A 15,700-nucleotide genomic window follows, 5' to 3' on the forward strand; every position below is an offset into this window, starting at 1 on the left:
GTTCGCACCGCGGTTCACGCGATGATTCGTTTACGGAGCTAGGTCGTTCATGTCATTCCCTCTCGAGCCGGACGGGCCGGTATCGCGCGACATCGCGCCGCCGCAATTCGGCGTCGACGGCGAGCAGGCCGAACGCGACTGGCCGCTGATGACGCACGACGAAGTCGCGGCGGTGCTCGCGCGCATCGACGGCGCAGGCGAGCCCGAGCGGCTGACGTGGCACAGCCCGCGGCCGTTCTCGGCGGCTGCGCTGGTGCGCATGGCCGACGGCCGCGCGCCGCTGTTCGTCAAGCGTCATCACGTGAGCCTGCGCGACGTCGCGGGGCTCGAGGAAGAGCATCGCTTCATCGCGCATCTGCGTGCGCACGGCTGCCCGGTGCCGGAAGTGCTCGCGGCGCGCGACGGCGCGACGGCGTTCGCATTCGGCGACTGGACCTACGAGGTGCACGTGGTCGCGCCGGGCGTCGATGCCTATCGCGGCGTGATGTCGTGGAAGCCGTTCATGCATCCGTCGCATGCGCATGCGGCCGGCCAGGCGCTGGCCCGCCTGCATCGCGTGTCGGCCGGCTACGATGCACCTGCGCGGCCGGTGCGCACGCTGCTGTCGAGTTTTCGCGTGCTGTCGTGCGCCGATCTCGCGGGCGCGCTCGAACGCTGGGTCGATGCGCAGCCGCTGCTGGTGCGTGCGCTCGACGCACGCGACTGGCGCGGCGATGTGGCCGACGCGATCGGTCCGTATCATGCGCGCCTCGCGCCGCTGCTGCCCGCGCTTGCGCCGCTGTGGACGCACGGCGACTGGCATGCGTCGAACCTGCTGTGGACCGGCGCCGAGCCGGGCGCGCAGGTGCAGACCGTGCTCGATTTCGGCCTGTCGGATCGCACCTGCGCGGTGATGGACCTCGCGCTCGCGATCGAGCGCAATGCGATCGACTGGCTCGCGCCGGCCGATGCGCGCCGCGTCGAGTATGCGCAGATCGACGCGCTGCTCGACGGCTACGAAGCGCTCGAACCGCTGAGCGACGACGCGTATGCGGCGCTGGTGGCGCTGCTGCCGATCGTGCATACGGAGTTCGCGTTGTCGGAGGTCGCGTATTTCGGCTGCATTGTCGAGGCGCCGGAGACCGTCGACATTGCGTACGACGGTTATCTGCTCGGCCACGCACGCTGGTTCGGCGAACGCGACGGGCGGCAGCTGCTCGACTGGCTCGCGCAGCGCCGCCGTGCGGGACGCGGCGACGCGTGACGCACGCGCCGTCGTGAAGCGACGCGCATCGGCGGCGCGCATGCCGCCGACGCGCGCGAAGCGTCAGACCTGCGCGAGCGCCTGGTCGAGATCGGCGAGCAGATCGTCGATATGCTCGATGCCGATCGACAGCCGCACCGTTTCCTCCTTCACGCCGGCCTTCGCCAGCTCGGCCGGCGACAGCTGCCGGTGCGTCGTCGAGGCCGGATGCGTCGCGAGCGACTTCGTGTCGCCGATATTGACGAGCCGCGTGAACAGTCTCAGCGCGTCCTGGAACTTCGCGCCGCCTGCGCGGCCGCCCTTCACGCCGAACGTCAGGATGCCCGGTGCACGGCCGGACAGATAGCGCGCCACCAGCGGATGGTCCGGATGATCGGGCAGCCCCGCATAGTTCACCCATTCCACCTGTTCGTGACGCGCGAGATGCTGCGCGATCTTCAGCGCGTTGTCGCTGATCCGGTCGATGCGCAGCGCGAGCGTCTCGATGCCCTGCAGGATCTGGAACGCGTTGAACGGCGAGATCGCCGCGCCCATGTTGCGCAGCGGCACGACGCGCGCGCGGCCGATATACGCGGCCGGCCCGAACGCTTCCGTGTAGACGACGCCGTGATAGCTGACGTCCGGCTCGTTCAGCCGCTTGAAGCGGTCCGCATGCTCGGCCCACGGGAACTTGCCCGAATCGACGATCGCGCCGCCGAGGCTCGTGCCGTGGCCGCCGAGATATTTCGTCAGCGAATGCACGACGATGTCCGCGCCGTGCTCGAACGGGCGCAGCAGATACGGCGACGGCACCGTGTTGTCGACGATCAGCGGGATGCCGTGACGATGCGCGATGTCCGCGAGCGCGGCGATGTCGGTGATGTTGCCGAGCGGGTTGCCGACCGATTCCGCGAAGATCGCCTTCGTGCGCGCGTCGATCAGCGGCTCGAACGAGGCCGGGTCGCGCGGATCGGCGAAGCGCGTCGTGATCCCGTATTGCGGCAGCGTATGCGCGAACAGGTTGTAGGTGCCGCCGTACAGCGAGCTTGCCGACACGATGTTGTCTCCGGCCTCGGCGATCGTCTGGATCGCATAGGTGACGGCCGCCTGGCCGGATGCGAGCGCCAGCGCGCCGATGCCGCCCTCGAGCGCGGCGATGCGCTGTTCGAGCACGTCCGTCGTCGGGTTCATGATCCGCGTATAGATGTTGCCCTGGACCTTCAGGTCGAACAGGTCCGCGCCGTGCTGCGTGTCGTCGAATGCGTACGCAACGGTCTGGTAGATCGGCACCGCGACCGCGCGCGTGGTCGGGTCGGGGCGATAACCGCCGTGCACGGCGAGGGTTTCGAGGCGCCACTTCGAAGAGGCCTGTTCGGTCATGGGTGCTCCGTCTGTTGTTGTGATGGTTCGGCGATTATATGGGCACGCGGTGCGCCGACTTAGAACGAATGGTTCGTTGCTTATTGGCGTGCGGTGCATAGAATGGCTTTTTCCGCAGACGAAAGGTGCGTGATGGATCAGGATCAGTGGAACCGGGTGGACGCCTATTTCTCCGCGACGCTCGTGCCGTCCGACGACGCGCTCGATGCGGCGCTGGCGGCGAGCGAAGCGGCCGGACTGCCGGCGATCAACGTCGCGCCGAACCAGGGCAAGCTGCTGCAGCTGCTCGCGACGATTCGCGGCGCGCGGCGCATTCTCGAGGTCGGCACGCTCGGCGGCTACAGCACGATCTGGCTGGCGCGCGCGTTGCCGCCGGGCGGCCGGCTCGTGACGCTCGAGCTGAATCCGGCGCATGCGAAGGTCGCGACGCAGAACATCGCGCGCGCGGGGTTCGCGGAGGCGGTGTCGGTCGTCGTCGGCAGCGCGAAGGACAGTCTCGCGCGGCTGATTGCCGACGGCGAGGCGCCGTTCGACTTCATCTTCATCGACGCGGACAAGGACAACAACCGCGCCTATCTCGACGCCGCGCTGAAGCTGTCGCGGCCGGGCACGGTGATCGTGGTCGACAACGTCGTGCGGCGCGGGCGCGTGGCCGATCCGGACAACCGCGATCCGGACGTCGTCGGCGTGCGCGAAGGATTCGCGCGCATCGCCGCCGAGCCGAGGCTGACGACGACGGCCGTGCAGACCGTCGGGCAGAAGGGCTGGGACGGGTTTTCGATTTCGATCGTCGGCGAGTGACGGGTAGCGGCAGATAGCGGCGAGCGGGCAGCGGCGCCCACGGCCGGCATGTGCGCGCCGATGTTCGCGTCAGTGCCGGTTGTCCGTCGCGCCGGCCGTTCGATACAGGCGCGGCCATTGATCGGGGAACATCCCGTTGCAGGTGCCGTTGATCGCGACATCGCTCAGCACGAAGCGGCGACCGTCGAAGATCCACGACGCGCTCGAGCCGCAATCGCCGGCGCTGCGCAGCCGGACGATGCTCGACAGCGTCGCGTCGGCCGGATCGTAACTGGCCTGGGTCAGCTCGTTGACGAACGAGGCCGAATCGAGTCCCGCGTTCGCGTTTTCGCCGAAGTCCACCGGCGTCGGCGCGTACGGCGGCGATCGGCGCACGCGATACCAGAGGTCGGTATGGTTGTACATGCTGCTCGTCTGGCACGGGATCGACACGAGCGCGTCGTCGGCGGACAGCGATGTCGCCTGCGACGTCTTGCGGCGGTCCTGCGGCGACATCTCGTCTTCCATGTCGGCCGCGCAGCGCTTCACGTCGCCGCCGAATTTCGCCAGCACCGCATCGACGAGCGGGCGCTGTTCGGCCGCCGACAACCGGGCGGCGGGCGGCGCGGGCGTCGGTGCGGCAGGCAGCGTCGGCGCGGCGGGCACCGCTGCGGCGGGCCGGCCGCCCTTGCGCAGCAGCGCGGTGACGGTGCCGATGCGGCCTTGCGCGTCGTCGATCAGCAGCAGCGCGGCATTCAATCCCGCCAGGGACAGACTCGGCGTCGAGGCCGATGCGGACGCCGATGCCGGATCGCCGAAGCTCAGCGTCTGCGCGTTGCGCGACGCGGCGAGCCATGCGTCGATCGTCGCCGCGTCGTGGGTGCGGGCGTGGAACGGATACAACCGGGTATTCGCATTGCTGTCGGACGCCTGCCAGCGGGCCGGCATCATGTCGAACGGGCGGCCGTCCACGCGTGCGGCCTGCAGGTCGAGCGGGGCCGTCGCGAACAGCTCCAGCGACGCTTGCGCGTCCGGGCCGGCATCGCGCGTCAGGCGAACGATCAGGCCGGTGCGCGAATCGATATCGTCGCCGCCGCTTTCGGCAATGCAGCGGCGGGTGTTGTCGCAGACGACGGACCAGTTCCTGAAGTTGCGGTTGATCGATTGCTGCGCGGACTGATGCGCGTGAGCGGCGAGCGAGGGGGCGAGCAGGGTGGCGGCGATGGCGAGCGAAAGGCGGCGAAACATGGCGGTTCGTATCGACGAGGGGCGGAAAGCAGAAGCGGCCCGGCAGTCGGCGTATCGTAAGCAAGCCCTACGCGTCGGGCCGGACAACGTCGAGTATAGCCGTTAGTCTCGTCGAGACCGGCTCCGGTCCATCCGTTGCCGAGCCGCGCACAGGCATGCGCGTTGCTGCGGCGACTGCCGTCGAGCAGTGAGCGCATACGGCGAAACGGCGCGATACCCGCAGGCATCGCGCCGTTCGTCCTTCATCGATGATCGGGCACGTCGCGCGGAAACGTGTCGAGCTCGACCGGCCGCGCACCGCGCTATCCTTTCACGCACACCACCTGACGCAGCGTGTGCATCACTTCGACGAGGCTGCGCTGCGCTGCCATCACCGCGTCGATGTCCTTGTAGGCCATCGGGATTTCGTCGACGACGCCCGCGTCCTTCCGGCATTCGACGCCTTGCGTCGCCTTGACCTGATCGTCGACGGTGAAGCGGCGCTTCGCTTCGGTCCGGCTCATCGTGCGGCCCGCGCCGTGGCTGCACGAGCAGAAGCTTTCCGCGTTGCCGAGCCCGCGCACGATGAAGCTCTTCGCACCCATCGAGCCCGGGATGATCCCGAGCTGCCCCTTCTGCGCGGACACCGCGCCCTTGCGGGTCACGAGGACGTCCTCGCCGAAGTGGCGTTCGCGCTGCACATAGTTGTGGTGGCAGTTCACCGCGTGCTCGTCGATCGCGAACGGCTTGCCGATCGCGCCGCGCGCCGCATCGATCACCGCTTCCATCATCAGCTGACGGTTGCGGCGCGCGTAGTCCTGCGCCCAGCCGACCGCCTCGACGTAGTCGTCGAAGTGCCGGCTGCCCTCGTTGAAATACGCGAGATTGCGGTCCGGCAGGTTCGCGATGTGCTGCCGCATGTCGGCCTGCGCGAGTTCGATGAACAGGCTGCCGATCGCGTTGCCGACGCCGCGCGAGCCGCTGTGCAGCATGAACCACACGCGATCCGCTTCGTCGATGCACACTTCGATGAAGTGGTTGCCGGTGCCGAGCGTGCCGAGATGCGCGTAATGGTTGGTCCTTTCCAGCTTCGGGTACTTGTCGACGATCCGCTGAAAGCCCGGCAGCAGCGACTTCCATGCATCGGCGACGGTCGCCGGCGCGCGGTCGCCCCACGCACCCGGATCGCGCCGGCCCGGCGCGCGGCCGTGCGGCACCGCGCGTTCGATCGCGCTGCGCAGCCCCGCGAGCGAGTCCGGCAGATCGGCTGCGCTCAGCGTCGTGCGCGCGGCCATCATGCCGCAGCCGATGTCGACGCCGACCGCGGCCGGAATGATTGCGCCCTGCGTCGGAATCACGCTGCCGATCGTCGAGCCCTTGCCGAGGTGCACGTCCGGCATCACCGCCACGTGTTTGAAAATAAACGGCATCTGTGCGGTGTTGCGCAGTTGCGTGCGCGCGTCTTCCTCGACGGCGACGCCGTTCGTCCACATCTTCACCGGCTTGCCGTTCGCCAGCTCCATCACCTGATAGTCCGTTTCACTCATTGGCTTCACCTGATTCCATCGTTCATCGTGCGCGGCGCTGATGCGCCGCGCCGTTGCATTTACTGCGCGCCCTTGATGCTGACGAGTCCGTTCAGCACCTGGTCGAGACCGCCGAACACCGAGATGCGGTCGATCCGTTCCGCGACGCGCTCGAGCGTTTCCAGCTCCTTGAGCCGCAGCGCGGTCGGGTTCTCTTCCATCACCTTCGCGGTGTTCAGCAGCGAACGCGTCGCGGCCGTTTCCTCGCGGCGGCGAATCACGTTCGCCTGCGCGGCCTTCTCGGCTTCGACCACCTGCGCGAGGATCGTCTTCATGTCGCCCGGCAGCACGATATCCTTCACGCCGACGCTGCGCACCTCGACGCCCGAATTCGCGAGCCGGGCGCGCACCTGCGCGATCACGACCTCGTCGATCGCCTGCTTGTCTTCCAGCAGCTCGTCGAGCGAGCGCGTGCCGACGGCCGCGCGCAGCGCGAACTGCAGCTCGCGATACAGGTGCTCGACCGGTTTCTGCAACTGGCCGAACGCGTGCAGCACGTCCGCATAGCACCACGTCGCCGACAGGTTCAGCCGCAGCGCGACCTTGTCGCGCGTCAGGATTTCCTGTCCGCCGACTTCGACCGACTGCACGCGCAGGTCGACGTACTCGACCGCGACGTCGCGGTTGAAGCGCCAGAATGCCGACAGCCCCGGATCGAGCAGCCGCTCGATCTTGCCGTCGATCTTCAGCACACCGACGTGGTACGCCGGCACCTGCGCCAGCAGCACGCCCGTCAGGCCCGCGACGCCGCGCGCACGCAGCGCCGGCTGCGCGATGCGCTTCGCCAGCGCGGCCGACAGCATGCTGTCCTGCGACAGGTCGACACGCTCGAGCCGATGCGCGATCAGGCCGCGCCAGTACAGACGCCGCGTGCCGGGCGGCAGGATCTCGACGAGCACGTCGTCCTCGTAGCGCAGGCCCGCTTCGTCGTCGGCCAGGTCCATCGCAACGAAGTGCTGCGCGAGCACGTCCGCCGCGTCGTGACGCAGGTAGTCGGCGAGCGCCGCGTCGGCGAGCGGCGCATCGAGGCGCGCGGTCTGTACCGACAGACGCTTGAACGGATCGAAGGCCCGGAACACGCCCGGTTCGAGCACCTTCACGAAATCGCCCTCGTTCATCAACAGCGCGCGTTCGTTCTTTTTCACCACATGACGCTTCCACATATTCTTGTCCTTTTCTTCGATGACCGCCGGGCGGCACGCATCGTACGGATCGGGGCGCGACGCGACCGGGCGGGCGGCGCGGGGGCCGGCGTTCGCGTTCACGGCGACACCTGCTGCTTCGTGTCGCGATGCGCGCTTGCGCAGGCGGTCCGGCTGCCCGGCCGATCGCGCGGAACCGCAACCGGTCCGACACGCGGCGGGTCTCGCGACCCACGCCGGCGGGTACTGCTGTTTCAAGAGATTGTCCTTGCGGACAATGTTCGAACGGGAGTCGAACCCGCTACACGCCGGCTTTCGCCGGCTGCTCTACCTATGAGCTATCGAACGGTGGGCGCCCCGGGAGTCGAACCCGGGCGCGGCGCCGTGCGCGCCCCTTTGCCTTCGTCTGTCCATGGCGGCATGCGCTGCCGCGACGAATCGTGTTCGGCGGCGGCGCACCAGCAAGGCTTGCGAACCTTCACTCGCGGGCCAGCGGGACATCCGGCGCTTTCTATTTAGCGAGGAGCGTGCCAGCGGGCATCGCGGTACATAAAATAATTTTCAAGTCATTGAATTTGAAGGGGAATTGCGTTGCTTTGGCGCGCGCTGCAAAGAGCCGTCGACGAAATGCGCTCGAGAAATTCCGATACAATCGGATCGCTTCTTATCTTGTGGGATAAAAAATGCGCAAGACCGTCGCGATCGGTTTTCTCGGCACCGTGCTCGACCAGGCCGGCGGCGTGCAGCGCCGCTGGCGCAAGTGGCGGCCGACGGTCTCGCTGTGCGACCAGCCCGACCTGCCGATCGACCGGCTCGAACTGCTGCATCCGCCGAGCTACGGGCGGCTCGCGAACCGCCTGAAGGAAGATATCGAGCGCATCTCGCCGCACACCGAGGTACGGCCCGTGGCGGTCGCGATTCGCGATCCGTGGGATTTCGAGGAGGTCTACGCGACGCTGCACGACTACGCGCGCGCGTACCCGTTCGACCTCGACCGCGAGGACTACCTGATCCACATCACGACCGGCACGCACGTCGCGCAGATCTGCTGGTTCCTGCTCGCGGAGGCGCGCTACCTGCCGGCGCGCCTCGTACAGACGGGGCCGCCGCAACAGACCGACGAGGGGCCGAGCGGGCCGGGCACGGTGTCGGTGATCGATCTCGACCTGTCGCGCTACAACCGGATCGCGCAGCGCTTCACGCGCGAGCGCGACGAGACGGTGTCGTTCCTGAAGGCCGGCATTGCGACGCGCAACAAGCGCTTCAATGCGCTGATCGAGCAGCTGGAGCGCGTCGCGGTGCGCTCGCGCGCGCCGATGCTGCTCGTCGGGCCGACGGGCGCCGGCAAGTCGTTTCTCGCGAAACGCGTGTACGAGCTGAAGCGCAGCCGCCATCGGCTCGCCGGGCCGTTCATCGAGATCAACTGCGCGACGCTGCGCGGCGATGCCGCTATGTCGACGCTGTTCGGTCACGTGAAGGGCGCGTTCACGGGCGCGCAGTCCGCGCGCGCGGGGCTGCTGCGCGCAGCGGACTGCGGCCTGCTGTTTCTCGACGAGATCGGCGAACTCGGGCTCGACGAGCAGGCGATGCTGCTGAAGGCGATCGAGGAGAAGCGCTTCCTGCCGGTCGGCGCGGATGTCGAGGCGACCAGCGATTTCGAGCTGATTGCGGGCACGCATCGCGACTTGCGGCAGATGGTGGCCGCCGGCACGTTCCGCGAGGATCTCTATGCGCGGATCAATCTGTGGACCTATGAATTGCCGGGGCTGGCCGAGCGGCGCGAGGACATCGAGCCGAACCTCGAATTCGAGCTCGACCGTTTCGGCCGCGAGCAGGGCGAGCAGGTGCGCTTCAACGTCGAGGCGAAGCGGCGCTATCTCGCGTTTGCGACGTCGCCGCGCGCGGCGTGGGCCGGCAATTTCCGCGAGCTGTCGGCGTCGGTCACGCGGATGGCGACGCTGGCCGACGCGGGCCGCATTACCGAGGACATCGCGGAGCAGGAGGTCGAGCGGCTGGCGCGCACGTGGTCCGCGCCGGGCGGCGCGGGTGCGGACGCGCGCGTCGACGCGGTGCTCGGCGCGCGCGCGGCCGAACTCGACCTGTTCGACCGTGTGCAGCTCGAGCGCGTGCTCGACGTGTGCCGCGTGTCGGCGAGTCTGTCGGAAGCGGGGCGCACGCTGTTCGCGGTGTCGCGGCAGGGCAAGAAGCAGCCGAACGACGCGGACCGGCTGCGCAAGTATCTCGCGCGATTCGGGCTCGACTGGGACGGCGTACGGCAGGCGCTCGACGTCGTGCGGTAAGCCGCGTCGGCGCGCTCAGGCGCCGGTCGCAGCCGCAATCTGTCGAAACGGCGCGATGAACGTCCAGTCGGGCTGCGCGGCGGCCAGCGCCGCGAACCCGCGCGCGAGCGCCTGCGGCGGCAGCCACGGATAGCCGAACGCCGCATGCAGCGCGTCGAGCTTCGCCGCGTGCGGATCGTCGATCGTATCCATGCGCGCGATATGGATCTGCAACTCGGCAATCCGTCCGGCACCGTGCGCGTCCGATGCGAATCGCCAACGATACGCACCGTGCCCGATCCGCAATGCGCCGTTATCCTTCTGGCGCATCACGACGAGCCACGGCATTTCGCTGACGCCCTGTTCGTCTACCGACGGCTCCACGCACACATAGTAGGTTCGGCAGCGCTCGAAGCGCTCGCCGAAATCGCCGACCAGCGTGTGCGCAATGGCCGGCGCGCCGGTGACGCGCGCCGGGAAATCGATGTCGTCGCGCGCGAGCGAAAAGCTCAATTCGGCGTCGGCCGCGAAACAGTCGGCGATCAGCGCAGGCCGGTTCAGGTCCTTCGCACGCAGATAGCATTCGAGCAGCGCGCGCACCGACTCGGCGGGAAGCGGGAAGGGCATGGTCAATTCTCCTGTAGCGGGCCGTGCGGCCGCACGCGCCGCCCGGTGGCGGGCCGGGGCGCATGTGCCTTTGCCGTATAATTTCGTTTCAAAGCTAAATTTGCATGACCGCACGGAGCGTGAACGTCATGGCCAAGCAGCAAGAGGAGTCCGTTCTGACGATTACCAACCCAGCGTGCCTGATCGACGGCACGGACGCTGAATTCCGGCACCTGATCAATGGTTTGCTGCCGTTCGCCGCACGCCTGCTGTCGGTGCGTGACGGTTTCGGCTCGCTGGTCGGCCTGACTGGCATCCAGTATTCGCTGCTCGTGTCGGTCGCGCATTTGTCGCACGACGATGTCGTGACCGTCAACCGCCTCGCCGATCACCTGCACCTGAGCGGCGCGTTCGTCACGATCGAGACCGGCAAGCTGAAGAAGCTCGGCCTGATCGACAAGCGCGCCGATCCCGACGACAAGCGCAAGATGCGGCTCACGGTCACGCCGGCCGGCACCAAGCTGCTGAAGGCGCTCGCGGAAACGCAGCAGCGCATCAACAACGTGCTGTTCGAAGGCGTGACGAAGACCGAATTCAAGGTGCTCTGCTCGGTGATCGATCGCCTCGTCACCAACGGCGATCGCGCGACGCTCGATCTCGCGCACATGATCGCCCGCCAGGAAAAAGGCTGACACAAGGCCGCCGCGCGCCGATGCGCCGGCGGTTTCCCTTCGCTGCGACGCGCTCAGTGCGCGGCCCACTCGATCGTGCTCAGGTCGACTCCTTCGAGATGCATGTCCCACAGCGGGCTCAGCGCGCGCAGCTTGCCGACCGTGTCGCGCACCTGTGCGATCACGTCGTCGACTTCGGCCTCGGTCGTGAAGCGGCCGAGCGTGAAGCGGATCGAGCTGTGCGCGAGTTCGTCGCTGCGGCCGAGTGCGCGCAGCACGTAGGACGGCTCCAGCGACGCCGACGTGCAGGCGGAGCCTGACGACACCGCGACGCCCTTGATCCCCATGATCAGCGACTCGCCCTCGACGAAGTTGAAGCTGACGTTGAGGTTGTGCGGAATCCGGTGCGCGAGGTCGCCGTTCACGTAGACCTCGTCGAGCGTCGACAGGCCAGCCAGCAGCCGGTCGCGCAGCGCGCCGACACGACGGCTCTCCGCTTCCATCTCTTCCTTCGCGAGCCTGAACGCCTCGCCCATGCCGACGATCTGGTGCGTCGGCAGCGTGCCCGAGCGCATCCCGCGCTCGTGGCCGCCGCCGTGCATCTGCGCCTCGATGCGCACGCGCGGCTTGCGGCGCACGTACAGCGCACCGATGCCCTTCGGGCCATAGACCTTGTGCGCGGTCACGGTCAGCAGATCGACGTTCAGCGCATTCACGTCGACCGGAATCTTGCCGGCCGCCTGCACCGCATCGCAGTGAAACACGATGCCGCGCGCACGGCACATCGCGCCGATCTCCGCGACCGGCTGGATCACGCCCGTCTCGTTGTTCGCGAGCATCACCGACACGAGGATCGTGTCGGCGCGCAACGCCTGCTGCAGCGCATCGAGGTCGAGCAGGCCGTTTTCCTGTACGTCCAGATACGTAAGTTCGAAGCCCTGGCGCTCGAGTTCGCGGCAGGTATCGAGCACGGCCTTGTGCTCGGTCCTCACCGTGACGATGTGTTTGCCCCTGCCCTGATAGAAATGCGCGGCGCCCTTGATCGCGAGGTTGTTGCCTTCGGTCGCGCCCGACGTCCACACGATCTCGCGCGGATCGGCGCCGAGCAGCGCAGCGACGTGGGCGCGCGCTTCCTCCACCGCTTGCTCGGCCTCCCAGCCGTAGCTGTGGCTGCGCGATGCGGGGTTGCCGAACTGCGCGTGGAGGAACGGCACCATTTTCTCGACCACGCGCGGATCGACCGGCGTCGTCGCGCTGTAGTCCATGTAGATCGGACGGGATGTCGGCTGGGTTGACATGAATCGGACTCCGGAAGGCAGGGGCTGCCGCGGTGCGCGACAACCCCGGGGAAAGACGCTGTCCGCAGTGTACGTGGACATTCGCGAGCGCCGCGCAACATCCATCCCGCCAGTAGGGTTGTCTTTTAAACAAAGCTTTGAAGATCAGGGTTTACGACAGCTTGAGTCGGCCGTTTTGTTTGCATTTAATAAAAGCTAAATAACAAAGCTAAATTTCGGTGATTTGCCGGGAGGATTCCACGGCGGAAGCCGCGATCAACTCAAGGAGAGCGAGATGAGCGAGAACCAGGCCGGCCACGGCTCGAACGCGGACGAACAACGGCGCTTTCGCGCCGCGCTGTCGATGTTCGCGACGGGCGTGGCGGTGATTACCGCGCCGCGCAGGCAGGGGGTGCCGATCGGCATCACGGTCGCGTCGTTCAATTCGGTGTCGCTGGATCCGCCGCTGATCCTGTTTTCGGTCGACCGTCGCAGCCTGAGCCTCGGCGGCCTGCTCGAAGCGGATCGCTACGCGGTCAACGTGCTCGACGAGACGCAGCAACACCTGTCGAACTGCTTCGCGAAGGCCAACGGCGACAAGTGGGGCTGGCGCGCCGGCGAGCCGGACGACGACTCGGTGCTGCTGCCCGACGCGCTCGCGACCTTCGAGTGCGCGCCGTACGCGCACTACGACGGCGGCGATCACGTGATCTTCGTCGGCCGCGTGACGCGGCACCGGGCGCGCGCGGAAGGGCGCCCGCTGATTTTCTTCGGCGGCCGCTACCGCACGCTCGATGGCGTGCATGCGCCGTCGGCTTGAATGCAGTCCGAATCATTCCACCCAGGAGGACATCATGATCAAGAACGGGTCTCAGCACATCGCGTCGCTGCGCGACGGGCGACAGGTCTATCTGAACGGCCAGCCGGTCGGAGACGTCACGGCGCACGCGGCCTTCCGCAATTCGATCCGCAGCTACGCGAGCCTGTACGACTACCAGGCGCGTGACGAGAACGTCGCGAAGATGACGTTCGCGTCGCCCGATACGGGCCGTCGCGTCAGCAAGATCTGGCAATTGCCGACGTCCTACGACGAACTCGTCGAGCGTCGCGCGGCGCTCGAAGCCTGGTCGGAGCTCCATTACGGCTTCATGGGCCGCTCGCCCGACCACGTCGCGTCGTGCATCGCGGGGATGGTGATGGGCGCCGACGTGTTCGAGCAATACGATCCGGCCCGCGCCGGCGCGCTGCGCGACTACTACCGCTACGCACGCGACAACGACCTGTTCCTGACCTACGTGATCGTCAATCCGCAGGCCAACCAGTCGAAGGCCGCGCACGAGCAGGAAGACAAGTACCTCGCGGTCGGCATCGTCGACCAGGACGCCGAGGGCATCACGGTGCGCGGCGCGAAGATGCTCGCGACGAGCGGGATCATGGCCAACGAGGTGTTCTGCAGCTGCATCCAGCCGCTGCGCGCGGGCGACGAGATGTACGCGCTGTCGTTCGCGGTGCCGATGAACGCGAAGGGCATGAAGATCATGTCGCGCAAGTCGTACGAGGAAAACGCGACGTCGGTGTTCGACAACCAGCTGTCGAGCCGCTTCGACGAAAACGACGCGGTGCTGTATTTCGACGACGTGAAGGTGCCGTGGGAACGCGTGTTCGTCGCGGGCGACACCGCGATGTGCGCGAAGCAGTTCCATGCGACGCCCGCGCACGTCTACCAGAACTACCAGTGCCAGATACGGCTGATGACGAAGCTGCGTTTCCTGGTCGGCCTCGGCCTGAAGATCTCCGAAGTGAACGGCACCAACGCGTTTCCGCAGGTGCGCGAGACGCTGGGCCAGCTTGCGGCCGAAGCGTCGATGGTCGAGGCGTGGGTCTACGGGATGGAGGCGAAGGGCGCCGTCGTCAACGGCTACTACGTGCCCGATCGCAACATGCTGTACGGCTCGCAGGTCGTTACGCAGCAGCTTTACTCGAAGGTGCTCAACACGCTGCGCGAACTGGCCGGCGGCGGAATGATCATGCTGCCGTCCAGCGTGCGCGACTTCGAGAACCCCGATCTGCTGCGCATCATCGAGAAGACGCAGAAGTCGCCGGTGTGCTCGTCAGAGGAGCGCGTGAAGTTCTTCAAGCTCGCATGGGACGCGGTCGGCTCCGAGTTCGCGTCGCGCCACAACCAGTACGAGCTGTTCTATGCCGGCGCGTCGTTCGTCACGAAAGGCCATGCATACCGCACGTACGACTGGCAGCGCGCCTCGCATCTCGTCGATTCGATGCTCGGCAGCTATTCGCTGGACCAGGAACTGTCGACGCCGCGCGCCGCTTGACGCCGGCATCGACCCGATTCGCTACGACACACAGGAGGGAAGGATGGCGATCAACAAGCTCCACGACGAATTCCATACGCTCGACATGAACCGCGACTGGCGGCTGCCGGAAGGCTATGACCCGGCCTCCGGCGCGCAGGAACTGATCCTGTCGGGCGCGCTCGACACCGAGAACCGGCGCGGCAGCCGCACGCGCCTGCTGCGTCTGCCGGCCGGCCTTCATACGAAGCAGCCGTTCGTGCACGACTACTGGGAGGAAGTGTTTCTCGTCGAAGGCGACCTGACGGTCGGCAACGACGCGCACGGCAACGGCGGCACGCCGTTCAGCGGCTACACGTATGCGGTGCGTCCGCCCGGCGCATGGCACGGCCCGTTCAAGTCGAACGGCGGCTGCGTGCTGCTCGAAATCCACTACTACGATCCGGCCTGAGTCGCGGCCCGGCTCACGAACCATTGCGGACGGCGGCGCGTGTGCCGCGCGCCGTCCGCCACGAGGAGCATTCGATGAAAACCATCACGTTCGCGATCGACGGTCGCGACGGCACGACCGAACGCAGGATCGCGATCGACACGCTCGTGATCGCCGGCTGGACGGGCCGCGATACCGCGGCCATGGAAAAGCACATTCGCGAGCTGGAAGCGCTCGGCGTCAGGCGTCCGGCGACCACGCCGGTGTTCTATCGCGTCGCGGCCAACCGCCTCGATCCGGCGCCGGCGATCCAGGTGTCGGGCGGGCAGAGCAGCGGCGAAGCGGAATTCGTGCTGGTGCGCGACGGCGGCGAGACCTTTGTCGGGGTCGCGTCCGACCACACCGATCGCGAGGTCGAGACGTACGGGATCACCGTATCGAAGCAGATGTGCGGCAAGCCGTGCGCGAATACGCTGTGGCGTCTCGACGACGTCGCAGCGCACTGGGACCGGCTGGTGCTGCGCGCGTACGCGACGATCGGCGGCGAGCGCGTGCTGTATCAGCAGGGCAGCGTCACCGCGATGCGCACGCCGGACGATCTGCTCGCCCAGTTCGCGCGGCACGGCGGCCGCTTCGTCGACGGCACCGCGATGCTGGGCGGCACGCTCGCGGCGATCGGCGGCATCCGGCCGGCCGAGCACTTCGAGATCGAACTGGAGGATCCGGTGCTCGGGCGCACGATCCGCCATGCGTATGCGGTGGAGACGATGCCGGTCGCGGGGTGAGGC

14 protein-coding genes and 1 tRNA gene are annotated in these 15,700 nt (G+C 67.4%); 8 read left to right on the plus strand and 7 right to left on the minus strand.

Annotated elements, in window-relative coordinates; translation table 11 throughout:
- Positions 1-49: 49 nt before the first annotated feature.
- Positions 50-1,243, plus strand: a complete 1,194-nt coding sequence (locus BST28156_RS04135; protein WP_174901573.1) for a phosphotransferase enzyme family protein — start codon at positions 50-52, stop codon at positions 1,241-1,243.
- Between the two features lie 63 nt (positions 1,244-1,306).
- On the opposite strand, the gene BST28156_RS04140 is transcribed toward BST28156_RS04135, so the two are convergent.
- Positions 1,307-2,602, minus strand: a complete 1,296-nt coding sequence (locus BST28156_RS04140; RefSeq protein ID WP_174901574.1) for an O-acetylhomoserine aminocarboxypropyltransferase/cysteine synthase family protein — start codon at positions 2,600-2,602, stop codon at positions 1,307-1,309.
- Positions 2,603-2,734: 132 nt separating this feature from the next.
- Here BST28156_RS04140 and BST28156_RS04145 point away from each other — a divergent pair, with 132 nt between their 5' ends.
- Positions 2,735-3,403, plus strand: coding sequence for an O-methyltransferase (locus BST28156_RS04145; RefSeq protein ID WP_174901575.1), 669 nt, complete (start codon positions 2,735-2,737; stop codon positions 3,401-3,403).
- Positions 3,404-3,472: 69 nt separating this feature from the next.
- Here BST28156_RS04145 and BST28156_RS04150 read toward each other — a convergent pair whose 3' ends face one another.
- From BST28156_RS04150 to BST28156_RS04165, 4 genes are all read right to left on the minus strand, one after another.
- On the minus strand, positions 3,473-4,630 hold the full coding sequence (locus BST28156_RS04150) for a DUF1176 domain-containing protein (protein ID WP_174901576.1): 1,158 nt from the start codon (positions 4,628-4,630) through the stop codon (positions 3,473-3,475).
- Between the two features lie 302 nt (positions 4,631-4,932).
- The gene (locus tag BST28156_RS04155; protein WP_174901577.1) at positions 4,933-6,156 is read right to left on the minus strand and encodes an RtcB family protein; all 1,224 of its coding nucleotides are present in this window, start codon (positions 6,154-6,156) and stop codon (positions 4,933-4,935) included.
- A 59-nt stretch (positions 6,157-6,215) separates the two neighbouring features.
- Positions 6,216-7,358: a slipin family protein gene (locus BST28156_RS04160; protein ID WP_174901578.1), complete on the minus strand. Its 1,143-nt coding sequence runs from the start codon at positions 7,356-7,358 to the stop codon at positions 6,216-6,218.
- A gap of 256 nt (positions 7,359-7,614) precedes the next feature.
- A tRNA-Phe gene (locus BST28156_RS04165) sits at positions 7,615-7,685 on the minus strand.
- A 335-nt stretch (positions 7,686-8,020) separates the two neighbouring features.
- Between BST28156_RS04165 and rtcR the strand changes: the two genes are divergently transcribed.
- Entirely contained in the window at positions 8,021-9,637 is a 1,617-nt protein-coding gene (gene rtcR / locus BST28156_RS04170) for an RNA repair transcriptional activator RtcR (RefSeq protein WP_174901579.1), read from the plus strand.
- A gap of 15 nt (positions 9,638-9,652) precedes the next feature.
- Here the strand turns inward: rtcR and BST28156_RS04175 are convergent, their stop codons facing one another.
- On the minus strand, positions 9,653-10,243 hold the full coding sequence (locus tag BST28156_RS04175; protein WP_174901580.1) for a nuclear transport factor 2 family protein: 591 nt from the start codon (positions 10,241-10,243) through the stop codon (positions 9,653-9,655).
- Between the two features lie 128 nt (positions 10,244-10,371).
- On the opposite strand from BST28156_RS04175, the gene BST28156_RS04180 reads away from it, so the two are divergent.
- Positions 10,372-10,914, plus strand: coding sequence for a MarR family winged helix-turn-helix transcriptional regulator (locus BST28156_RS04180; RefSeq protein WP_060245902.1), 543 nt, complete (start codon positions 10,372-10,374; stop codon positions 10,912-10,914).
- A gap of 53 nt (positions 10,915-10,967) precedes the next feature.
- Here the strand turns inward: BST28156_RS04180 and BST28156_RS04185 are convergent, their stop codons facing one another.
- Positions 10,968-12,191, minus strand: coding sequence for an IscS subfamily cysteine desulfurase (locus BST28156_RS04185; protein ID WP_060245698.1), 1,224 nt, complete (start codon positions 12,189-12,191; stop codon positions 10,968-10,970).
- Between the two features lie 274 nt (positions 12,192-12,465).
- Between BST28156_RS04185 and BST28156_RS04190 the strand changes: the two genes are divergently transcribed.
- The 4 genes from BST28156_RS04190 to BST28156_RS04205 all read left to right on the plus strand — a co-directional run bounded on the left by BST28156_RS04190 (position 12,466) and on the right by BST28156_RS04205 (position 15,697).
- Positions 12,466-12,990 carry a flavin reductase family protein gene (locus BST28156_RS04190; RefSeq protein WP_060245699.1) on the plus strand — a complete coding sequence of 175 codons (525 nt, stop codon included), beginning with the start codon at positions 12,466-12,468 and terminating at the stop codon, positions 12,988-12,990.
- 34 nt (positions 12,991-13,024) lie between these two features.
- A complete protein-coding gene (locus tag BST28156_RS04195) occupies positions 13,025-14,503 on the plus strand; it encodes a 4-hydroxyphenylacetate 3-hydroxylase family protein (RefSeq protein WP_174901581.1) in 1,479 nt (492 codons plus the stop codon).
- A gap of 43 nt (positions 14,504-14,546) precedes the next feature.
- Positions 14,547-14,933 (plus strand): cupin domain-containing protein, encoded by a 387-nt coding sequence (locus BST28156_RS04200; protein WP_060245701.1) that lies wholly within the window; start codon positions 14,547-14,549, stop codon positions 14,931-14,933.
- A gap of 74 nt (positions 14,934-15,007) precedes the next feature.
- Positions 15,008-15,697, plus strand: a complete 690-nt coding sequence (locus BST28156_RS04205; protein WP_174901582.1) for a DUF2848 domain-containing protein — start codon at positions 15,008-15,010, stop codon at positions 15,695-15,697.
- Positions 15,698-15,700: the final 3 nt, after the last annotated feature.

The organism is Burkholderia pseudomultivorans (assembly GCF_902499075.1).
Classification (GTDB): Bacteria; Pseudomonadota; Gammaproteobacteria; order Burkholderiales; family Burkholderiaceae; genus Burkholderia; species Burkholderia pseudomultivorans.